The sequence below is a fragment of the Flavobacterium frigidimaris genome (genome assembly GCF_002217275.1).
Lineage (GTDB): Bacteria > Bacteroidota > Bacteroidia > Flavobacteriales > Flavobacteriaceae > Flavobacterium > Flavobacterium aquidurense.
The window spans coordinates 137,840-158,506 of sequence record NZ_MUGV01000019.1 but is presented as its reverse complement, the minus strand read 5'-3'; the positions used below and the strand labels follow the sequence as shown (position 1 = coordinate 158,506).

The 20,667-nt window shown below is 38.3% G+C and carries 20 protein-coding genes; 7 read left to right on the top strand and 13 right to left on the bottom strand.

The window, feature by feature from the left end:
* Positions 1-8: 8 nt before the first annotated feature.
* The 6 genes from B0A65_RS12185 to B0A65_RS12160 all read right to left on the bottom strand — a co-directional run bounded on the left by B0A65_RS12185 (position 9) and on the right by B0A65_RS12160 (position 3,494).
* Positions 9-314: a DUF4134 domain-containing protein gene (locus B0A65_RS12185; RefSeq protein WP_074661075.1), complete on the bottom strand. Its 306-nt coding sequence runs from the start codon at positions 312-314 to the stop codon at positions 9-11.
* Positions 315-509: 195 nt separating this feature from the next.
* A complete protein-coding gene (locus B0A65_RS12180; RefSeq protein ID WP_083370474.1) occupies positions 510-1,322 on the bottom strand; it encodes a hypothetical protein in 813 nt (270 codons plus the stop codon).
* Between the two features lie 44 nt (positions 1,323-1,366).
* Positions 1,367-1,999: a conjugal transfer protein TraD gene (locus B0A65_RS12175; RefSeq protein WP_074661077.1), complete on the bottom strand. Its 633-nt coding sequence runs from the start codon at positions 1,997-1,999 to the stop codon at positions 1,367-1,369.
* 2 nt (positions 2,000-2,001) lie between these two features.
* Complete coding sequence (locus B0A65_RS12170; RefSeq protein ID WP_074661704.1) at positions 2,002-2,274, bottom strand: DUF3408 domain-containing protein; 273 nt, start codon at positions 2,272-2,274, stop codon at positions 2,002-2,004.
* A 10-nt stretch (positions 2,275-2,284) separates the two neighbouring features.
* Entirely contained in the window at positions 2,285-2,722 is a 438-nt protein-coding gene (locus B0A65_RS12165) for a DUF3408 domain-containing protein (RefSeq protein ID WP_074661078.1), read from the bottom strand.
* A 4-nt stretch (positions 2,723-2,726) separates the two neighbouring features.
* Positions 2,727-3,494 (bottom strand): ParA family protein, encoded by a 768-nt coding sequence (locus B0A65_RS12160; protein ID WP_074661080.1) that lies wholly within the window; start codon positions 3,492-3,494, stop codon positions 2,727-2,729.
* A 744-nt stretch (positions 3,495-4,238) separates the two neighbouring features.
* On the opposite strand from B0A65_RS12160, the gene mobA reads away from it, so the two are divergent.
* Together mobA and mobB are read left to right on the top strand one after the other, a co-directional pair.
* Positions 4,239-4,676 (top strand): conjugal transfer protein MobA, encoded by a 438-nt coding sequence (gene mobA, locus B0A65_RS12155; RefSeq protein WP_074661081.1) that lies wholly within the window; start codon positions 4,239-4,241, stop codon positions 4,674-4,676.
* A gap of 2 nt (positions 4,677-4,678) precedes the next feature.
* Positions 4,679-5,965: a conjugal transfer protein MobB gene (mobB, locus tag B0A65_RS12150; protein WP_074661083.1), complete on the top strand. Its 1,287-nt coding sequence runs from the start codon at positions 4,679-4,681 to the stop codon at positions 5,963-5,965.
* A 60-nt stretch (positions 5,966-6,025) separates the two neighbouring features.
* On the opposite strand, the gene B0A65_RS12145 is transcribed toward mobB, so the two are convergent.
* On the bottom strand, positions 6,026-6,313 hold the full coding sequence (locus B0A65_RS12145) for a hypothetical protein (RefSeq protein ID WP_074661084.1): 288 nt from the start codon (positions 6,311-6,313) through the stop codon (positions 6,026-6,028).
* 188 nt (positions 6,314-6,501) lie between these two features.
* Here B0A65_RS12145 and mobC point away from each other — a divergent pair, with 188 nt between their 5' ends.
* The gene (gene mobC, locus B0A65_RS12140; protein WP_074661086.1) at positions 6,502-8,520 is read left to right on the top strand and encodes a conjugal transfer protein MobC; all 2,019 of its coding nucleotides are present in this window, start codon (positions 6,502-6,504) and stop codon (positions 8,518-8,520) included.
* Positions 8,521-8,615: 95 nt separating this feature from the next.
* Here the strand turns inward: mobC and B0A65_RS12135 are convergent, their stop codons facing one another.
* The 6 genes from B0A65_RS12135 to B0A65_RS12110 form a co-directional block, all read right to left on the bottom strand.
* Entirely contained in the window at positions 8,616-9,494 is an 879-nt protein-coding gene (locus B0A65_RS12135; RefSeq protein ID WP_074661087.1) for an ORF6N domain-containing protein, read from the bottom strand.
* On the bottom strand, positions 9,484-11,577 hold the full coding sequence (locus tag B0A65_RS12130; RefSeq protein ID WP_074661089.1) for a type IA DNA topoisomerase: 2,094 nt from the start codon (positions 11,575-11,577) through the stop codon (positions 9,484-9,486). The genes B0A65_RS12135 and B0A65_RS12130 overlap by 11 nt, the downstream gene beginning before the upstream one ends.
* A gap of 6 nt (positions 11,578-11,583) precedes the next feature.
* Positions 11,584-13,020 (bottom strand): DUF3945 domain-containing protein, encoded by a 1,437-nt coding sequence (locus tag B0A65_RS12125; RefSeq protein WP_074661707.1) that lies wholly within the window; start codon positions 13,018-13,020, stop codon positions 11,584-11,586.
* 81 nt (positions 13,021-13,101) lie between these two features.
* Positions 13,102-13,410: a helix-turn-helix domain-containing protein gene (locus B0A65_RS12120; protein WP_074661090.1), complete on the bottom strand. Its 309-nt coding sequence runs from the start codon at positions 13,408-13,410 to the stop codon at positions 13,102-13,104.
* Between the two features lie 228 nt (positions 13,411-13,638).
* On the bottom strand, positions 13,639-14,490 hold the full coding sequence (locus B0A65_RS12115) for an RteC domain-containing protein (RefSeq protein ID WP_074661092.1): 852 nt from the start codon (positions 14,488-14,490) through the stop codon (positions 13,639-13,641).
* A 102-nt stretch (positions 14,491-14,592) separates the two neighbouring features.
* Positions 14,593-17,019, bottom strand: a complete 2,427-nt coding sequence (locus B0A65_RS12110) for a bifunctional aminotransferase class I/II-fold pyridoxal phosphate-dependent enzyme/GNAT family N-acetyltransferase (RefSeq protein WP_074661094.1) — start codon at positions 17,017-17,019, stop codon at positions 14,593-14,595.
* 245 nt (positions 17,020-17,264) lie between these two features.
* Here B0A65_RS12110 and B0A65_RS12105 point away from each other — a divergent pair, with 245 nt between their 5' ends.
* The 4 genes from B0A65_RS12105 (at position 17,265) to B0A65_RS12090 (ending at position 20,608) form a co-directional block, all read left to right on the top strand.
* The gene (locus B0A65_RS12105; RefSeq protein ID WP_074661096.1) at positions 17,265-17,678 is read left to right on the top strand and encodes a DUF7793 family protein; all 414 of its coding nucleotides are present in this window, start codon (positions 17,265-17,267) and stop codon (positions 17,676-17,678) included.
* 12 nt (positions 17,679-17,690) lie between these two features.
* Complete coding sequence (locus tag B0A65_RS12100) at positions 17,691-18,626, top strand: helix-turn-helix domain-containing protein (RefSeq protein WP_083370475.1); 936 nt, start codon at positions 17,691-17,693, stop codon at positions 18,624-18,626.
* Positions 18,627-18,716: 90 nt separating this feature from the next.
* Positions 18,717-20,255: a MauE/DoxX family redox-associated membrane protein gene (locus tag B0A65_RS12095; protein WP_074661100.1), complete on the top strand. Its 1,539-nt coding sequence runs from the start codon at positions 18,717-18,719 to the stop codon at positions 20,253-20,255.
* Positions 20,255-20,608: a DUF6520 family protein gene (locus B0A65_RS12090; protein WP_074661102.1), complete on the top strand. Its 354-nt coding sequence runs from the start codon at positions 20,255-20,257 to the stop codon at positions 20,606-20,608. Before B0A65_RS12095 ends, B0A65_RS12090 begins: the two co-directional genes overlap by 1 nt.
* Positions 20,609-20,667 lie beyond the last annotated feature (59 nt).

Below are 20,667 nucleotides of genomic sequence, written 5' to 3'. Positions count from 1 at the left end.
AGGGAAGGTTAAAGGAAGAAGGAGCGAAGGATGGTAGCCGCGACAATAAGGAAGATACAGGCGCCAAACCAGCTCGCCGCGGTTTTTGAGGTGTCGGGATCTCCGCTGCTGAATTTATTATACACCTTAACCCCGCCGATCAGGCCGACCACAGCTCCAATGGCGTAGATGAGCTGTGTGGCGGGGTCAAAATAGGAGGTAACCATTTGGGTGGCTTCCGTGATGCCTGCTGTTCCGTTTCCCTGCGCCGATAACTTTAAGGATGACAGTATTATGATTACTGCCGGCAGAAATTTTTTTCTTTGTTTTTTCATAATGAAACACTTTAGATTGTTACTGTATTCCCGTTCTACGCGGGCTCTGGCAACAAAAGTGTAATGAATATCGAATGCCTGCAGTGAAGTGGCTATCTGTGGAATCAGTTGACTAGCTGTGGCGCTATTCTTAGTGTTTGGGCATAAAAAAAACGTCAGACATTTTAAGTTTGACGTTTAAATTTTTATACAGAATTAAATAGTGCGGCCTTTTTTTTCTGGTGTTGGAGATGGGGGTAGTTTTTGAGCATCTCTTTCCTGGTTCATCTCTGCTTTGAGATTGCTTTTAATCAAATCAACAAGAAATGTTTTTTCCCAGGGAACATTCTTTGCGGTAAACTGCAATTTTAAACCGTTCCTTATCAGACCGTGCGTAATTTCAAATCCATATCTCCTGTTCCAGCCGATTCTATCAAGCAATCTTTCAGAGGGAAATCTCACAGCAATTAAATCCTTGGGAGGCTCTTTTAAATTTAGGTAGTCAGGCTCCTGAAATTCGCGTGTCGAGGGATTATAAGGTATTGTATAGGTTCTTTTTTCTAAATTGTAATATCTTTCAATATCTGAAAATGCAATACCATTGGATAAGAAATCGTCTTTTGGACGCAGTTTATCCATTCGGATATCAACATAAAAGGTATGTCCGCAGATGTCGATTGTTGGAAGTATTCCTTTCTTTATGCGCAAATCAAAGGCCTGCTGATCAACTATTATTTCAAAATCCGATTTATCTTTAAAATCATCCACTGAGTAAGTATATTTTTCTGCATAGCCAATCGGCTCAACCAATATAAATTTGGGAATCTTTATAGTTGTACTTTCATTATCAAACAAATCGGAAAGATTTTTATTCTTGGCACTGTAGTCAAATGCATAACTATTTCCTGTATCTCGCATATCTTTATATGCAATGGTATTTGTCGGCTCAGCCTTTTCAATAAGTTGATGCTTAGTTACATCTACTATAAAGTCAGTACCTTTAATATTAATTACTCGCTGTTTTTTCATGATATTACTGGTGTTTTTTATACGAGAAAGGGGAGTATGCCCTTTCAAACATACTCCCCAATATCAAATTCATTAAAATCAACTTTCCGCAGAAAGGAAGAACCGGAATTCTTTTCAGAGGAAAGGTTCCTGTCCAACAGCTCGGCTATTTTTCGGGAGGCACTTTCTATGGAATTTTCCAGCAGGCTGAATAATTCGGTTCCCTGTATTTTCTGAACTAAAGCTATCGCTGTTTCCTGTTGAGAGGGCTCCAATTTATCTTTTTGAAGCAGCATCCCCACGGAGCTTAGTTCCTCGAAGGTAACCCCTTGGGCAAAACCGTCATCTGCGCCGGATATTCCGTACCTGTTCCATTCTTCTTCTTCCTGCTCAAAATCAGGCATATTACTGAAAACTTCATCCAGCTCTTCCTGCGGAATTTGAACACTTACGTTTTCGTCGTATTCAATGTCAAAATTATCGGGATCCACCTCTGTTTCCTCGATTTGGCTTTCATTGGCATTGTTTAGGACTGAAAGGCTCCTTGCAGGCTTGGGCTGACCCATAATATCGGGCAGGTTTGGGTTAATTATTTCCTGTTTAGGGTGCTGTTGCTTTAAGTTTTTCTTAATTACAATCTTGTCCTGCATAAGAAGGACTATGACTATTAGCAGACATATCACAATAACTGTTTCCATAATCAAAGAATGGTTTTTTGTTTTTCAATATGTAGCGCCTTGATATCTTCTCCAAAATCGTGAAAATACTGCTTCGGCACATTGTACATGTAATCTGAGATTGTGATTTTTCCATCGGTGAGGATAAAAACAATCCGTGATATCTTCCTGTGAAAATCCTCACTGATATATACCGATTTGCCGTTTCTAGCTATAAATTCTGTAGGTTGTAAAAAAATGTCTCTGTATTGCCAGATTTTTACAGGCAGCTTGCTATTCTTAAATAAATTTTTCATAATTATAAGATTAAAAAATGGGTTTAAACTTCTCATTAAAATCTTCAGTAATTGCTTTCTCAAATATTTCAAAATGATGTTCGAGAATATTGTCGAGATAGGCATACAGCGGTATCTGATCTTTCCCTATTACCTGTACAATGCGGGACAAACGCTCGTGATATTCCTGACGGATGTAAATACTCTTCTCTCCACGCTTGGTCATTGAGTGGGTTTTCAAAAAGTGGCCGCCATAACTTCCGTCAAGACTTTTCTTTGTTCGGTTCTTTTCCTTTTGTGCAGGTTTGATCGATAGTGACTCTTCCTGTTTTACATCTACCTTTTCCGTCTCTTCGATTGGTTCAGGCGGAAACTGTATCCCTTCTTTTTTAACGCCGTCAACCATCAGGTTCATCATGAGTTCTTCATTAATGTCCGGCGGGGTTTTTCTCTTATTTTCGTTTTCCATAAATCTACAATTGTGTAATTTTTAGAAATTCGTGTATGAACAGGTCTAATTGACACGCTTTCATCAAGCGTTCATCTGGAGGTAATATGGTGGAACGGAAAACGGTTTTGCTGTCCACTTCACTTTCTTTGCGAAAACGTGTGCTGTTCTTGATTTGGCTTTGCATAAGGCTTAAACCTAATTGTTCAATAAGTTGATTATACAATTCATACAAAGGCGTGCTTTCCCTGCCGTCAATCTGGTTCCAGAACAGGTTAATAGTTTCTATGGAGGTTTCACCTTTTTTCATAATTACATCCTGCAAAAGCTGTGTAAAGATTAGTGTACTTTCCATTACCACACGGTCAGCCGTGATCGGGCTAAAAATGTGGTGCATTCCCGCCAATGCTTTCAGTATACCGGGTGTGTTAACGGTTCCGGGCAGGTCAAAGAATACAACATCAAAAGGCGTGGGAGAATCATTTACAAACTCTTGAGCTGCTTCTAATACGTTGTCTGCTTTGTACGGCATAATGGGATAGGCTTTTTTGTTGAGGGTAGTAAACTGTCTATACGCCAGCTTTTTCAAAGCTTCGTTTTCCATTACCATTGCCAAATCTCTTGTCTTCATTTTTACAAGGCTGTGCTGTGGAAAATCTGCATCAAATACGGCTACGTTGTAGCCCAATCGATAGTGCAGCACACTTGCTAGAAGGGTTGTAAATGTACTTTTGCCAACACCGCCTTTTTGAGAAGAAAAGGCGATAAACAGAGGTTTCTTTTTTGTGTTCATATTTGTTAATTTAAAGTTTATATATCCTAGCAATACAGTTTTGAAGGCACACTGACTTCAAGCTTACTATTTAGCATGGTAGCTGTCAGGGTTGCCGGCCGGCATTTCTGATCGACTGCTTTTTTTAAGTACAGAATCACTGCATTCAGTCCTGTGTCTAGTCAGGCGGGAATTCCATCTTACTTACATTCTTTCAAACACTCCTTCAGGAATTCAGAATAGTCTCACGGCATGCCGTCACGCTTTCCGACATTTTCGCATTGTTGTGATCTTGCAATCTAGCGATCATGAAAACCAGATGATATGCAATCTGGAATGGACCCAAAACACTTGTCCTGAAGTACGGGCTGATTGTCCTCCTGCCAACATTCAAAGACAAAGGACTAATCATTTTTGTTGCACTCCATGGATGTGGCATTGCTTGTCGCTTAAAGGAAGTGTTTGGTACTTCTTCATATTACAATCCTTTTATAAACAGGGATTTACTTTGTAAAATGAATTTTTAGTAATGGATTTATGCAACGACTACTGAAAAAACGGAGAATAATGAAACGGCTTCAAGCCGTTTTCCCTGGTACATTTAATCCGTCCCGAAGGGCGGATTTTTGTGTTCACCAGAACACGGCAAGTTGTGTTTTGAGGCACTCTAAACCGAGTTAGTGCCTCAAAACAACTTGCCTTGCCGGGGGCTGAAAAAACCTTCCGAAGTCAGGTTTTTATATAAAATTTAATAATGGATAAATAATGAGGGAGAATAATAACAATAAAAAACACAAGGGTGGACGCACGCCCAAAAGCGACCCGAGCATCCACCGCCATGTATTTCGTCTGACGGATACGGAAAATGCCAAACTTTTATCGCTTTTTGAAACATCGGGAATTCCCAACAAAGCAAAATTTATCACCTCGATGCTGTTCAGCAAGGAGATGAAATCGATTAAAATTGATAAAGGAACAGTTGATTTTTATATGCGGTTGACTTCGTTTCATAGTCAATTCCGCTCCGTAGGCGTGAATTATAACCAGATTGTAAAGCTATTGTACCGTCATTTTTCCGAGAAAAAGGCGGCGGCTTTTCTCTATAAATTGGAAAAACAAACTGCTGAAATGGCGGCACTATGCCAAAAAATCATACAGATAACTGAAGAATTTGACGCAAAATATCTGAAAAAACAGCCTTAGAAATGATAGCAAAAATCGGGAGAAGCGCAAATTTATACGGAGCTTTAGCCTACAACCAGCTCAAAGTTGAGAATGAAAAAGGGGAAATATTGTTTGGTAATAAGATTATTGAAACCGCTAGCGGTAATTATTCCGTTGCACAATTAGCCCAATCTTTTACTCCTTATCTCATTGCCAACTGCAATACAGAGAAACATACGTTGCATATCTCGCTTAATCCCGATCCTAAAGACAAAGTAAGTAACGACAGGTACAGGGAAATGGCAGATGCGTATATGCAGGAAATGGGTTATGGACAGCAGCCTTATGTGGTGTTCAAACATACTGATATTGACCGTAGCCATATCCATATTGTATCGGTGTGCGTTGATGAACAGGGTAAAAAGATTTCGGATAGTTATGAGAAAATGCGCTCTATGAACGTCTGCCGTGAACTTGAAAGGAAATATGGATTGATACCTGCAACAGATAAAGTGCATAAACAGATAGACAGGGTTTTCCGTCCCGTAGATTATAAGGAAGGTGATGTTAAAAGTCAGATAGCTTCCGTAGTTCGTCACCTGGCTAACTATTATCAATTCCAAACTTTAGGAGAATTCAATGCCTTGCTTTCTCTTTTTAATATTACCACCGAAAAAGTGCAGGGCGAGCTGAAGGGAAAAATGCAGGAGGGTTTACTATATATTCCTTTAAATGAAAAAGGCGAAAGAGCCGGACATCCTTTCAAGGCTTCTTTATTTGGAAAGAATGCTGGACTGCCGGCTCTGGAATTGAATTATGCAAAATACAAAGAAACTTTAAAAGACCACCCGGCAAAGCCAACCATTAAAGCTGCCGTTACCATTGCCCTGCAATTAACAAGTGATGAGGAGGCTTTTAAAAAACAGTTAGTGGAGCAAGGAATTAATGTGGTGGCACGTAGAAATGACACAGGACGTATTTACGGTATTACCTTTATAGACCATAATTCTAAAACAGTGTGGAACGGCTCCAGATTGGCAAAAGAACTATCTGCCAACACATTTAATGATTATTGGAATAAAAATATCACACCTGAAATTAAAGATTCGGTTAAATTGCAATCGAAAATATCCCCAGCAAATAATGCAGATCTTCCGCCAGATGAACCTTATCATTTGTTCGACTTCCTGAATACTGTGCAAAAGCATGAGGGCGATTTAATTGATGCATTTGGTACCTTATTGCCAGAAGCCAATGGAGAAGATTATCAGGAACAAGATTTTGCTAATAGAATGAAGAAGAGAAGAAAAAAGAGGGAAGGCAGATAAGGATAGAATCAAAGCTATCCGAAAAGCCGACGGTTTTATCGGATAGCTTAGTTAAAAAGGCTAGAGTAAATTCCAGTTTTGAGCCACAAAATTATTTAGCAGGTCTCTCATTACAATGCTGCTGGCTTGAGATAGTCTTATTATTCTCTCGACCTTTTGAAAGCTTGCTTTCGTTTTCGGAACTTGATAGTTCTTTACAAAAGCATCGCAAAAATAGACGACTTCATAGCGTTCTTTTTTATTTACACGTTCTCTGTCACGAATAGCCGTGTAATTAGGATTGTCACCATTGGTGGTCGTGTTTACATAATCACTATTGATTAAGTCATTTTCATCAAATTCTACCATAATTTATTAATTTAAAATTTCCTAAAATTAAGAGCTTTTAAAAAGCAGTTATTACGGTTTTCCGTAACCTTAAAATTTAAATTTTAACAAATCAGTCAAACACTGCCGCTTGCCGCCATTTTCAACCACTTTAATACAAGCAATTCTTATCGTATTTAAATTCATGAAACAACATTAAATGTTTTGAGATGCAGGGAGAAGATGATTTAAGAGGATTAGCCAAAATTATGGCTTTTATGCGGGCAGTAAGTATCTTATTGATACTGATGCACCTTTATTGGTTTTGCTACGGTTACTTTATAGATCGGGGCTGGACATTAGAGTTAATCAACAAATTATTAGGCAATTTTCAGCGTACAGTGGGATTGTTCTCGCATACTCTTTATACCAAAGTATTTGCCTTAGTGTTATTAGGATTAAGCTGTCTGGGTTCAAAGGGAGTTAAAAACCAGAAGATAACATGGGCTAAAATTTATATGACTTTAGCAATTGGCTTTGTTCTGTTTTTTCTGAACACACCTTTATTAAGGCTATCAATAACTATCTCCATAATTCTTTATATCCTTAGCACTAGTTTAGGTTATATCGCTTTAATGGTATCAGGAATATGGATGAGCCGTCTGCTTCGTAATAATCTAATGGAAGATGTTTTTAACTATGAGAACGAAAGCTTTCAGCAGGAAACAATACTGATGGAAAACGAATACTCTGTCAATCTACCTACGAAGTTTTATTACAAAGGAAAATGGAACAATGGCTGGATTAACATAGTTAATCCTTTTCGGGCAACGATTGTCTTAGGTACTCCAGGCTCAGGAAAATCGTATGCAATTGTAAACAATTACATCAAACAGCAGATTGAGAAAGGTTTTTCAATGTACATCTACGATTTCAAATTTGATGACCTTTCTACCATTGCATATAATCATTTATTGAAGCACAGCGATAAATACAAAGTACAACCAAAATTCTATGTCATCAACTTTGATGACCCCCGAAAGAGCCACCGTTGCAATCCTCTTAATCCTGATTTCATGACGGATATCTCGGATGCTTACGAAGCAGCATATACGATAATGCTGAACCTCAATCGTAGCTGGATACAGAAGCAGGGCGATTTTTTCGTCGAGAGCCCGATTATACTTTTGGCTGCAATCATTTGGTACCTGAAAATTTATGACGACGGTAAATATTGCACATTCCCACACGCGATAGAACTCTTGAATAAAAAATACTCAGACGTATTTACGATTTTAACCTCATATCCCGATTTGGAAAACTATCTGTCGCCTTTTATGGACGCGTGGCAGGGAGGTGCACAGGATCAGTTGCAGGGACAGATAGCCTCTGCAAAAATCCCTTTGTCAAGAATGATTTCGCCTCAACTGTACTGGGTTATGACAGGAGATGATTTTTCATTGGACATCAACAATCCCAAAGAGCCTAAGATATTATGCGTAGGCAATAATCCTGACCGCCAAAATATCTATTCTGCTGCGCTGGGATTATACAATTCACGTATCGTTAAACTCATTAACAAAAAAGGCCAATTGAAGAGTTCTGTTATCATAGACGAGCTGCCCACTATATACTTTAGGGGGCTTGATAACCTTATTGCAACCGCCAGAAGTAATAAGGTGGCTGTTTGTTTGGGCTTTCAGGATTATTCCCAGCTGACAAGGGATTATGGCGACAAAGAGAGCAAGGTAATTCAGAATACTGTAGGTAATATTTTTAGCGGCCAAGTGGTCGGCGAAACTGCAAAAAGCCTGTCGGAAAGATTCGGGAAAGTACTGCAGAAAAGGCAGAGCATGAGCATCAACCGCAACGATACATCAACTTCAATATCAACTCAATTGGACAGTCTTATACCGGCTTCCAAAATATCCACCCTGACACAAGGCTTTTTTGTTGGTTCTGTATCGGACAATTTTGATGAACGCATCGAGCAGAAAATCTTCCATGCTGAAATTGTCGTGGATAATCAAAGGGTTGCTTCCGAAACTAAAGACTATCAAAAAATTCCTGAAATCTTATCTTTTATTGACGAAAACGGGAAAGACAATATAAAACAGGCAATAGAGGAAAATTACAGGCAGGTAAAAACGGATATTGTACTAGTCATAGAAACCGAATTGGAACGTATAAAGAATGATCCCAATTTAAAGCATTTGATACAAAAGGATAAGACTAAGAAGAGCGAGTAAAATTAGATGCTAAGTTAAAGTTTTGACCAGGGCCAGGCTTTTCTGTAAGTTCAAAATAAAACAAAACCCTCGAATTATTCAGAGGGTTAATTTATTTAATTGTTCAAAATTTGCAGCATTTTGCTAACCTCAATATCTATTCTTGAAAAGGCAAACCATTTTTTGCCAAGGTCTTTGAGCGAGGCTCCGATGTGATAGAGTTCCGTATCGTCAATTATCAAAAAACGGTCGTGAGCATCAGAGAAAATTTCGATTTCAATCCTGAGATATTGGCTGTTGTATCGCTGAACATCCAACCGCAGCTGATTGCTAATACTTTTGGTATAAATAGTTGCGGTGACATCATCGCTGCGTTTACCCAGTAAAGTTAGTACCGTGTCATCGACGTAATTATCAAGTAGGATAATTGAGTTTTTGGCATTTCGGATAATATCGGAAACAAAGGCATAGGCATCAAAAATCTGCCCGTTATAGAAAATCCCTTTTTCGCTATGGAGCTTATCGCTTTCCAAAGCCTTAAAAATTTCTTCAAATTTTTGGTTCGCTTCTAATTGTTTGAATTCAATCTTATCTAATCGATGAAAAAGAGAGGCGTTGCTCATAAGTATTCTACGCATTTCTACAAAGGCTTCCATAATTTCTACACTGACCTTAACGGCAATTTGGGAACGCAGTATAGCAGAAGCCATGGCAACACCCTGTTCGGTAAAAACATAAGGTAAATAGCGTCTTCCACCATAACTCAAACCTGAGGTTCCAATTTGGAACCTCAAGATTTCAGCTTCCTCTTCATTCAATTGAAAACAAAAGGATTCAGGAAACCTTTCTATATTCCTTTTTACGGCTTTGTTGAGGTTCTTTGTTTCAACCTGGTATAAGGAAGCAAGGTTGCTATCGAGCATAACCTGCTTTCCGCGTATGGAATAAATAAGATTTGTGATTTCCATAGTGCTAAGGGTAGGTTTATTTTCCATTACTTGTGAAGCTTTTATTTTTGGCAAATTCAAAGGTAGTTTCGGCATTATCGTTCAGTACGATGTAAGCATCGAATTTCTTTCCTGACCTGCTTTTCATTCCTTTAATGAGTGAAGTTGTACCCTTGCTGACAAGACTTTTAATATTGTCTATACTGATTTGCGCACCGCAGACATTGCGGAACTGTATCCAGTTGCAAGTCTCTTCAGGACACTTTACTATTTTGTCACGTATGATAAGTTGTTGGCTTTTACATTTAGGGCAGATGAGGTCTGGCAAGTTGTTTTTGGCAATTGGGGTCTGCAACAATTCATTGGCAATAGATGCAGCGTAATTTTCCATTTGCTTTTGAAATTTTCCTGCATCTGATTCGTTGTTTTCGATTTTTTCCAATGCAAGTTCCCATTGGGCAGTCATCGCCACATCTGCTATTTTTTTTTCTTTGACCAATTCGTATACCAATAATCCCTTTTCGGTTGGTACCAGAGATTTCTTTTCCCTATTTATGTAATTTCGGGTAAACAATATTTCGATAATTGATGCCCTTGTAGCTGCAGTGCCGATACCTAAATTTTGTAAAACCTTTCGCTCACCTTGATTTTCGATATCATTTCCGGCACTTTCCATAGCTGACAAAAGGCCTGCTTCAGTGTAAAGCACAGGCGGTTTGGTTTTCTTTTCCAGAACGGAAGCTTCTTTTATTTTAAGTTCATCGTCCTTTTTCAGCTCAGGCAAATCCATTACATGTTCTGTATCATCATCGAGGAAACTGCCTCTAATGGAACGCCACCCGGATTCTATAATCTTACAGCCTTTTGATGTAAAATCATAATGCAGTACCTGTAAGTCGACATCAGTTATCTCTTTGATGCAGGGTTGTGAAACGGCTTCGAGTAATCGAAAGGCAATCATATTATAAATCGCATTTTCCTTTGGATTCAGGGCTGATGGCATTTTATCAGTAGTTAATAATCCATGATGGTCAGTGACACGCAAATCGTTCACGATATGTTTATTAAAACGGCGCCATTTCATTTGAGATAGGTTTTGTTTAATATTTTCCCTCTTTTGTAAAGCTCTTACAAGATTAGGAATCTCTGCCCACATATCTTCAGGAATGTATTTGCTTGCGGTACGTGGGTATGTGATAAATTTCTGTTCGTAAAGGCTCTGGGAAATGTTGAGGGTTTCTTCCGCAGAAAGGTTTAATTTTTTATTGGCTTCTTTTTGCAGGCCGGTAAGGTCGAACAATAAAGGCGGCTGCTCTGTAACGCTTTTGGTCACTTGGGATGTAATTATTGCCGTTTGGTTTCGCGCAATGGCTTTCAACACATCGGCGGCTAGTTTTTTGTCTTCCCATTTGATTTTTGAGATACTTTTAAAATCTATCATTTCTTTGTTATGGGACAACTGTATCTGCCAGTAATTTTTTACTTTGAAACTCCTGTTTTCCAGATAGCGTTTGCATATTAAAGCCAATGTAGGTGTCTGCACTCTTCCGAGTGAATAAACCCCGTTTGCTAATGCAATGGAGAGCGCTTGTGTGGCATTGATACCCACTAGCCAGTCGGCACGGCTCCTGGCTTGTGCTGCCTGATATAATCCGTCAAATTCTTTTCCGTCTTTGAGATTATCAAAACCTACTTTAATTGCTTTTTCAGTAAGGGAGCTTATCCAAAGTCGCTTAAAGGGTTTATTGCACTTCAAGTATTCGTATATGTACCTAAAAATGAGTTCGCCCTCACGTCCTGCATCGGTGGCGACAATAATATTATCGCTGTTGTCAAAGAGCTCTCTAATGATTCTTAGTTGTTTTAGCGCTCCTGTATCTACAGAATCCCCTTGATTTTTACTGACCTTTCTGACAGTCAGTAAAAAAGGGTTTGGAAGTATCGGCAGTGATGCTTTGTCAAATCCTGTGATGCCGTAATCTTCGGGCATCCCTAATCCTACAAGATGGCCCAGTGCCCATGTAACAAAATAGCCGTTACCTGTCAGGTAGCCATCTTTTTTTTCGGTGGCTCTGATTATAACGGCTATTTCCCTTGCTACACTGGGCTTTTCTGCAATAATTGTTATCATATTTTATTACATTTTACGCCCTTTTGATTTATCAGTTGAGTTAGATTCTTCTTGTTGTTCCTGTTGTTTCTTGTCATCAGGATTTGTCTGACCTGATTTTAATGGCTCCTTTATGTTCTTAGTAGCTTCATTAGTTTTGCCTTCGGAATTGACAGCGGTCTGCGTTTTATGGGCTTCAGAAGGTTTTATCTGTTCTTTGATTTTATCTGGATTTTGAAATGAAAAATCTGTTTTATTGGTTTCCTTGTTGTAGGTGATATATCCATTGTATTCTTTTCCTTTTTTATCCACTAAGCCGCTGATATAAACCGTCTGACCATCTTTGAGCTTTTGGTATTGCTCATTATTGAGTTCCTTATCTCTAAAGTTTTTAGGTGCTCCCTGAGTTTGGTTCTGTTGATTGCCTTGTGTCTGTTTATTAGAATCATTTCGGTCAAAGAGAAATTCAACAAAACGTTTATCTGCATTGAATTGCACAGATGCATCAAAGGCTGTTCCTTTCTTGGAAACCATTCCTTCTAGAGCAAGCGGCTTCCCTTCCAGCAAGGTTTGCTTTTGCTCTTCACTCAGCTTAATTCCTTTAATTTCATCGGGAATTTTAATGAAATCCGTGCGCAGTGCTATCACCTCATTGGTCAGCCTGTCTATACTGATAATGGAGGGCATGATCTCATTGTTTTTCGGATTGGTGAGATCTACTACGCGTCCCATATTGCCTGTTTGCAGCAGATTGTCTTTATCTTCCTTGCTGAACTCGTGACCGAAAAAAGGATAATTCAGATTAGGTTCTTTTCGGATGCCATGAATGGCCAACACGACCAGTCCTTCGTCGTTTTGTTTGAGAGATAAGCGGGCATCCATTCTGGTGACGGCAGTACCAAGGTTAAGGCTGACCGGTACTAGCTCATTTGTTTTGTATCCCTTTAGGAGCGGATCAAGAAGGCTCATTTTTTCAAGTTTTTCTTTGCTTAAACCCAAATGGTTTAATGTTTCCCAATCGATCTGTTCCGGTTTGTATTTGTATTCACTAGTTTCCGGATTTGTCTGTGCTGTTTCCATATTAATTTCATTTTTTTGTTTATAATCTTTTACTTCGTGCTGTTTCATTAATTGCTCGCCTTCAGGTGTAGGATGATCTAAATGTTTCTGCATCTCTTTTGAAGTGTCAACAGCCAGCAGAGCAGGGATTTTGAAGAACGAAAAATTAGTTGGGTTCTTCAGCTGGCTGAAAAAATTTGAAAAGAAATTCGAAAATACATCTCCCTGCTTGTCTACGCGCATGAACTGATTCTGATTCTTACGCGTAGGGTCAACGGTTTCCAGATTGCCATTTTGGTCAATGCCTTTTACCGCCAGGATTTTCTTTTTCTCTTTATCGAATACCAGCAGTATATCCGATAATTCTTCGGGAGTATTAAATGCATGTTTAATATTTTCACTCATAATTTTAAATTTTAAATTCATTTGCGAAATTAAAAGGTGAAAAGGTGCTAATTAAAAGCTGGAAGCTATTGGCGTTATTTTTCACTCTCTGGCATAGTTTTTTGGCGTTCGGACATTGATACTTTCTCTGATGAATTGGTGTACATCTGATAGCTTATAATATATTTTTCCACTGATGGTATAGTAGGGGAGCTTGCCGATTGATCGGTAGCGCTGGAGTGATCTCCCACTTATTTTAAGCATCTGTAATATATCCTGATTATCCAATAACTCTTCGCCGTCAACACTTCCGCGTTTTTTTTCAAGTTCACTGATATGCGCGCTCAAAAGATCGAAACGTTCTATGATTCGTTCCATCCAGGAAATGAATTCCATTCTGTCTATATTCATGGCTGTGTGTTTTACATTAGTGATGCAAAATTGCCACCAGCAAAAGTTTTTCATTGCCAATATCAGCCAATGTAAAATGCTGTTTTATGAAAATTTTAACTGATTAAAAAATTAAGATGAGTTGCTGATTTACTGGGATAATTGAGCATATAGAAGTAATTTATATGCCAGTAGCCATTTGATGCCAATTGCACCTCATTGGCAAGAAAATTGTAAGTTTTTAAAAAATTAGGCTTCTTTTTCCATGTGCTGTTTAAGCGATAATTTCAGCTGGTCCAGAAAAATACTTTTGCTATCAGCCCTGTCTTTCATCCGATGGTAGGCATGATGTACATCACCGAGCTGGATCCTAAAAAGCAACTGGAAAACCATACTGATTTTACGGATGCCGGCTTTTCCATGAGAAATACTGCCAGATGCATGAAGTGCGTAAATTAATTCGATCAGAGCATTCTTTGAATCTGTCCAGAAAAAATCTCTGTTAGCTGCATTTCCGTCTGAAAAAATGGTGGCCTGCTGAGTGTCAAGTTCAATTTTAGAAACGAGATAACTATTAAGCAGTTCGTTAGCAATTATACGCGCCACTTTATAATCATAATATGTAGAAAATTGAGTGTCAATTTCAAAAACAAAACTATTAACTCCTTCATGAAGGTCTATTTTTCCCCGACAAAAGAAATGATGGTCCCATTCGGTTCTTCCCGTGCGATAATAGCGATAAAAATCTGTGTTATAAAAGTGCTCTTTATACTCCTGCTTGAGGAGATTAAGCTCATTGGAAAAATATTTATGATGCATTTTACCGGTTACAACCGGACAGGATGCTTCAATTCGGAAAACTTTATTATAGAAAATTAGTTTTCCTAGTATTTGGGGTTTGATAATTTTAAAAAAATTAATCTCTTCATTTTCATCGGAAAATCCTTTTTCTAAAACATTTTTTTTAACCGTACAAAGCAAGCTTCGAAGCACGGTAGTCATGTGGTAGGATTTTTCAATTATATGTTCAGGGTCTAAGCTGAATTCCTGTTCTGCTTTTCGAATAACCTGAAGTGCGTTCTCACATGTAGATCTTATCATGGCAACAGAATTTTGATTTATTTGAACAAGCAAAAAGTGAGGGCAGTTATGCCCAGATACGGTATGACGTTACTTTTCGTTGGAGAATTTAAATATATTATATCAGCGCGCGCTATTGGTTTCATTCTGCAGTGTCTGCATCAGTTCCATAGCGTAGTTGTCCTTGGCTTGTACGTAAGCGACCTTCGTTATGATGGAAGCGCCAAGTTTTTTCTTCTCAAAGCTTGCCGATATACCGAAATCAATTCGCTCAATTTCAAGCTCTCGCGCTCTTTTGATTGTTTGGTATAAAAGCTGTCTGTATAGATTGAAACCTTCTCCGGCAATATAGTCCATGCCGATAAGTTCAGGCACATATACATTTCCTGAATTTTTATAGCAAAACATTATTCCAACGAAATTCTTTTCAACTGCATTTTTAAGGGTCAGAATTAAGAACTCCCAGTTTGGAGAGCTGTTCATATTTTCAAATACTTGTCTGTTGTATGTGAAGGTATTTATGGCTAGGTTGCGATCCTTTACATTGCAGTATAGCTCGTAAGCCCTGTTTATTTCTTCTTGATTGAGGCAATCCTTTATTTCAACATTGTAGAATTTTTCGTATGGCAGTATTTCCCTGTTGAAATGCTGGCGTGACCGGGTTGAAAGCAGGGATCCATACTTCTCAATTGTGGGCCAGTTTTTATTTTCAATTACACAGGATTCCGGCATATCAATCCGGAAATAACCTTGGTTTCTTATCATTTCATCCCACTTGAATCCATTTTCAAAATCACGCAGAACAAGCATATCGGCCCCTAAAGAATTGTATGTTTCTTCCAGCTTGTTTAAGAGCATTTGAAAGGATTGTTCGGCCAAAGGATTACTCTGGTCAATATAACAGTGCAATCCCTCAGTAAACAACGAGCCAGTACTTAGTACTTTGGAAGTCATATGCATGGGCTCTGTTTTTCGAATTTCTTCAAGGTGTCTTGAAACTGATTCTGTAGACAGCATATCATCTTTCCAGATCCCGAATGTGCAGAATGTCATTAAAACAACTTGCATGTTTTTGTCCCTGATTATATAATAGAAGAAATCCCATTTGCTGGCGGAATCCTCGTTACCGGAAAAGGTTTGTTCAAGATAATTCATTCCGTCCCAATCCAGGATATTATGAGTGCCCAAATATTTGTTCCATTCCTGCTTGTCGATATTCATTATTGTTGTTTCCTCTTCAATATGTAGTAGTGCTATTTGCTGTTTTTTAGCAGGGAGTTCTCTTCTGATATCCATTCTAAAAGCCTGCCGTATCTTTTCATCACTGCTTCCGGTTTCTTCCATGGCTTTTTGGAAGTGGTGATCCATTGCACGGGCAAGTTCTGAAATATCTTCAATCTTATTATGCGCAGATATCGTGATACGGATTCCGGTGTTTTTTATAGGTACTGCCGGATAAATGCCTAGGTTGAGATAAAATCCTTCTGAGAAAAGGCGCTTTGTAAAATTATAAGCAGTGGCGGGTGTCCCCATACCAATAAAAAAAACAGGGGAGTCGTTTTCAGAAACAAGCGGCAGACTGCTTTTTGAAAGCAGCGTGCTGAAATGTGTTGTTTTTTTGGCAAGTTGAGCCTGATGCTCATAGATTTCTGCAGAAAGATGTATGTCACAGGATGCAATTGCAGCGGCAACTGATGCAGGTTCAAGCTGAGCTGAAAAAGTAAGGGGACCACCAAAAGTTTTAATCTTTTCCCGCAATTTACGATCACTGCAGAAAAATGTGGCTCCGCTGGCACCAAAAGTCTTGCTCAGCGTGCTGACAACGACAACGTTTTCTTCCAACGTTCCAATAGCGTCGAAGATAAAACCAGTACCATTTTGTCCTTTCCAGCTCATTCCGTGTACATCATCAAAATAGAGGTGAAGCTGCGTATGTTTTCGAGCAAGGTTCAAAAGATCCTGTACTGGTGCATAATCTCCGTACATTGAGTAAACACCGTCCGCCATGTACCAGATTTTGCCCAATTTACCGCTGAACATTCGAATTTTGTCTTCAAGCATTTCCAGATTGTTATGCCGTACCATCTCGACAGGTATTCCCCTAAGCTTTAGAACCTGACAGGCATTTTGCACACTCCAATGCGCCTGATGGTCTAAAATTACTGCATCTTCATCTCTTATAAGGGTGGGAATGATGGCCATATGTCCAAGGGTACTGTTCTTAGTGATAATTGGCGGTATATCGTACATCTGCTCAATCTTGCTTTCTAATTCAGCATATAGGGGATGCGAAAGATAAGTTTTAGAAAGAGGGAACTGCGTCCCGTAATTTCTTATAGCATTTATTGCAGCCTCTTTTAACCTTTCATCCTGTTCGAGTCCTAAATATCCCGTAGTGCCAAAATGGAGCATGTCGTTTCCGTTAATTTTTATGGTCCGGCCATTTAAATATTCACCTTCCGTGTATAGGTGTAGCATTCCTTGATCCTTTGCACTAGTAAAAACAGTGTCTACTGTATCGATAAAATTATTGTGTTTGATTTTTGCCATCTCTTATTAAATTTTTAGGTTTCGATCTGTGTTTTTGTAATTGTCTGAAAATTAGACACCTAAAATTCATTATAAAAATCGAAAGCGCTTTTACTTGCAGATATTTTATTCCCAATTTGGCAAGGGTAATTCCCGATTTGACAACAAATTACAGTGTTTTGCAAGAAATAATCCATATTTGACAATGACAATGTTTCTAAATCTTTATAATTTTGTTAAATTTCAAGTTTAAAAACAAACAGGTCATGATTGCCTCACATGAATCTTTTGAGAATCAAAATGCAAGGTTTTGGATTGAAAAGGGAATCCTCTTTTTCGAATATAAACCTAATACTGCAATAGATTTGCAAGTCGCTATGCGCGTGGTTGCAGACAGGATTGCATTTCAAAATGAAAGGCATCTTCCTGTATTTTGCGATACCAGGGGAATTGCCTCAATTGACAAAGCAGCCCGAGACTATCTCGCAAAATCTGGATCACTGCTTGCAAAAGCAGTGGCTCTAATTGGGAGTGAAAATGTTTCCATGACTATGAGTACTTTTTATCTGGAAATCAGCAAGCCGTCCGTGCCCACGCGAATTTTTACCGTCGAGCAGGAGGCGTTGGACTATTTAACGGACTTCGTTTCGAGCTGTAAACAGGTAGATAGAAATATATAAAATTCAGCACAAATGAAAAGCCCTCACAACCGCCAGCGGATGGTATCGATGCACAAGATGTTATTTGAAATGGCAAGGGGCAATTTCAATAACCAAATCCCTTTGAGCAGTTATGACGACGAAATTGAAACCTTGGTCGTCCTTGTCAACATGGTAGCGGAAGAACTTAAGGAGTCCGCTTTTCATTCAGGTTTTGTCAATCCATATATTACTCACAGGATGGTGACACCTGCAACTTTTATCTTAGATGAAAATCATTCTATAAAGGATGTGAATCAAGGGGCTTTGAAAATTTTGGGCTATGATTCGATAGAGATGCTAAGCAGGCCAATACAGGAATTTTTGCTAGACGACTTCACGGAAATGTCTGATTTAGAGAGAAAAGCGCTGGAGGAGCTTCTTCTATCAGGTGAAATTATTACGCTAAATTTCATAACATATAAAAAGCTGATCGTAAGTGCCGAATGCTCGGTATCAAGATTGTCTGAAGGTAAGTTTACAGTACTTAGCTTCATAGCACCCTTTCTCCAGCTTGATGACGCTGTTCCGGAATCATACGAAACAAAAGAGCAAAAGCAGCATAATTTTAGAAAAGCCGATGCGCGCCTGATGCAGCGAGTTTACGATTATGTACTAGCGAATTTGGCGGAGCCTTTGCCTTCAATAAAAGAAATTGCCAGGCTTTTTGGGACAAATGATTTTAAACTCAAAGACGGATTCCGGTATTTTTTCCATACAAGCGTCTACAAGTTCTATACCGAACAACGGCTTAAAAGAGCCTACCTTATGATAGAGCAGACCGATATCCCTTTGAAAAATATTTCGTTTATGAACGGTTTTAACAGTTATCCTAACTTTTCCAAATCATTCAAGAAGCACTTTGGACTCTCCCCAAAAGAAATAGGCCGAAACAAAACAGGTGGTCTTTTTATAAGTGAAAAAGATTAATCCTCTCTGAGTAATACTCGCTCCCGATTATATAAGTGTTATTGATTTGTAATTCAGAATTTTACATTGTGTAATTCAAAGGTCGTAGTTATGGCACTTACTTTAAATAAGGAACTTAAGATATATATAGTTGAGGTTATCTGCCTTTTATATGTCCTGCTGTTTGTTTATGCGGCAGTGAGCAAACTGCTGGATTTTGAAAATTTTCAGGTGCAGCTTGGACAGTCTCCGATATTAAGTGTCTATGCAATGTTACTTTCATGGATGGTTCCGTTACTAGAGCTTATTATAGCCTTATTGCTTATTGTGCCAAAGCTTCGAAATCTGGGTCTTTTCTTAGCCATAAGTTTAATGACAATGTTTAGTGTTTATATCTATGTAATATTGTATTACAGTTCTTTTGTTCCCTGTTCCTGCGGTGGTGTTTTAGAGAAAATGACATGGAATGCTCACCTTGTTTTTAATCTGATTTTTATGGCATTGGGATGTTTGGCTTTTATTATTAATTATAAATCAATTAGTGATCCTTCATTAATTAGAATCCCAATTCGGCCTATAAAGAGTATACCAATAAATATTATTCTGAGCACCTTATCAATTATTGTCTTGTTTTTTTCTTCTGAGGATAAGATGCAGCATAAAAATCCTTTCATTCGGCGTTATCCCCAGCATCCTATAATGCGTGAAAGAAGTACGGATCTAAAGTTCAACTCTTATTATTTTGCAGGGTACAATAATAATAGAATTTATCTTGGAAATTATACCGATCCCTTGCATGTTCTATCGATGGATGCAACGCTGGGAGAGAGAAGGACCGAAAAAATAATTTTTGATCCTAAAAATATTCATTTCAAAATGGTTAAAATAATTGTTCGAGGCTCTTATTTTTATTTAATGGATGGAAGTGTCCCTGCTGTTTTTAAGGGAAAAACAATTAATTGGAAGATTGATAAAGAATTCAAGGACCTGCCTTTTTTTACCAGGGCAGAACCGGTAGACAGCGCAGCATTGGTTTTTAGATCTAATAAAGGCCAAAAAGGAGAGCAGATAATTGGAGCTTACAATGAGGATAGAGTTCCTACGACCGTCTATAATTCTTCTTTTTTACAAAAACAGATTGACGGTATTTTTGATACTGACGGTCAGTTGGTATTCAGCGAAAAACTAAATCAAGTGATTTATGTTTACTATTATCGCAACCAATATATTGTTGCTGATCGTAATGCTGTTGTTGCTTATAGAGGTCGTACCATTGATACTATTTCTAAGGCAAAAATAAAGGTTGCTTACCTTGAGGACCGTAAGGAGAGAAAAATGGCAGCGCCCCCTTTACTTGTCAATGAGCATGTAGTAGCCTGTGAGAATCTTTTGTTTGTCCATTCCACAATACAGGGAAAATTTGAGGATGAAAAAATTTGGCAGCAGGCTTATATTATTGACGTTTACGATCTGAAAAAGAAAGCTTATATAATGAGTTTTGCCCTTTATAAAATTAGAGACAAAAAGTTTAGATCCTTTTTTGTGACGGCATCAAATTTATATGCCATTATGGATGATGAGCTAATTGTTTACCAACTTCGGGATATTTTAAAAAAAGAAATACTGAGCAACAGAAATAAGAGTTTCTAATGCCTAAAGATATATCGGCCGATATCAGGAAAAAAGATCGAATACCTGTAAAAAAAAGTAGATCAAAAAAGTCTAAATTAATTTTTAATATCATGAAAACTTTAAATTTTAAAAACATGATTCCCTTAGGAGTTATTGCACTGGGGATATCAGGTGCGTTTGCCACTGTCTCGATGCAGAGTGCTCCTAAAACCACAGCTTCGGTGGATGGGTATACCCTTCAGAACGGTGCCTGTAACATCAAAAGAACATGCAGCGATACACCGGGAGCTTTATGTAAAGTAGCAGGTAATCAAGCGTTTGGTATAAATGAAGATACCAATAATTGTAGCGTTGAGGTTTATCAACCCTAATTTTTAATTTTTTATTAAAGAGCAATGCAGTTCCCGATAAGAACTGCATTGTTTTTTTG

What these genes read in the sequence shown, in the direction of transcription:
- mobC (WP_074661086.1), top strand. Translation starts at nt 6,502, where the DNA reads ATGCAGGGAGAAGATGATTTAAGAGGATTAGCCAAAATTATGGCTTTT.
- B0A65_RS12175 (WP_074661077.1), bottom strand. Translation starts at nt 1,999, where the DNA reads ATGGAAACAGTTATTGTGATATGTCTGCTAATAGTCATAGTCCTTCTT.
- B0A65_RS12165 (WP_074661078.1), bottom strand. Translation starts at nt 2,722, where the DNA reads ATGGAAAACGAAAATAAGAGAAAAACCCCGCCGGACATTAATGAAGAA.
- B0A65_RS12095 (WP_074661100.1), top strand. Translation starts at nt 18,717, where the DNA reads ATGGCACTTACTTTAAATAAGGAACTTAAGATATATATAGTTGAGGTT.
- B0A65_RS12185 (WP_074661075.1), bottom strand. Translation starts at nt 314, where the DNA reads ATGAAAAAACAAAGAAAAAAATTTCTGCCGGCAGTAATCATAATACTG.
- B0A65_RS12115 (WP_074661092.1), bottom strand. Translation starts at nt 14,490, where the DNA reads ATGATAAGATCTACATGTGAGAACGCACTTCAGGTTATTCGAAAAGCA.
- B0A65_RS12100 (WP_083370475.1), top strand. Translation starts at nt 17,691, where the DNA reads ATGAAAAGCCCTCACAACCGCCAGCGGATGGTATCGATGCACAAGATG.
- B0A65_RS12105 (WP_074661096.1), top strand. Translation starts at nt 17,265, where the DNA reads ATGATTGCCTCACATGAATCTTTTGAGAATCAAAATGCAAGGTTTTGG.
- B0A65_RS12130 (WP_074661089.1), bottom strand. Translation starts at nt 11,577, where the DNA reads ATGATAACAATTATTGCAGAAAAGCCCAGTGTAGCAAGGGAAATAGCC.
- mobB (WP_074661083.1), top strand. Translation starts at nt 4,679, where the DNA reads ATGATAGCAAAAATCGGGAGAAGCGCAAATTTATACGGAGCTTTAGCC.
- B0A65_RS12160 (WP_074661080.1), bottom strand. Translation starts at nt 3,494, where the DNA reads ATGAACACAAAAAAGAAACCTCTGTTTATCGCCTTTTCTTCTCAAAAA.
- B0A65_RS12110 (WP_074661094.1), bottom strand. Translation starts at nt 17,019, where the DNA reads ATGGCAAAAATCAAACACAATAATTTTATCGATACAGTAGACACTGTT.
- B0A65_RS12120 (WP_074661090.1), bottom strand. Translation starts at nt 13,410, where the DNA reads ATGAATATAGACAGAATGGAATTCATTTCCTGGATGGAACGAATCATA.
- mobA (WP_074661081.1), top strand. Translation starts at nt 4,239, where the DNA reads ATGAGGGAGAATAATAACAATAAAAAACACAAGGGTGGACGCACGCCC.
- B0A65_RS12180 (WP_083370474.1), bottom strand. Translation starts at nt 1,322, where the DNA reads ATGAAAAAACAGCGAGTAATTAATATTAAAGGTACTGACTTTATAGTA.
- B0A65_RS12170 (WP_074661704.1), bottom strand. Translation starts at nt 2,274, where the DNA reads ATGAAAAATTTATTTAAGAATAGCAAGCTGCCTGTAAAAATCTGGCAA.
- B0A65_RS12135 (WP_074661087.1), bottom strand. Translation starts at nt 9,494, where the DNA reads ATGGAAAATAAACCTACCCTTAGCACTATGGAAATCACAAATCTTATT.
- B0A65_RS12145 (WP_074661084.1), bottom strand. Translation starts at nt 6,313, where the DNA reads ATGGTAGAATTTGATGAAAATGACTTAATCAATAGTGATTATGTAAAC.
- B0A65_RS12125 (WP_074661707.1), bottom strand. Translation starts at nt 13,020, where the DNA reads ATGAGTGAAAATATTAAACATGCATTTAATACTCCCGAAGAATTATCG.
- B0A65_RS12090 (WP_074661102.1), top strand. Translation starts at nt 20,255, where the DNA reads ATGCCTAAAGATATATCGGCCGATATCAGGAAAAAAGATCGAATACCT.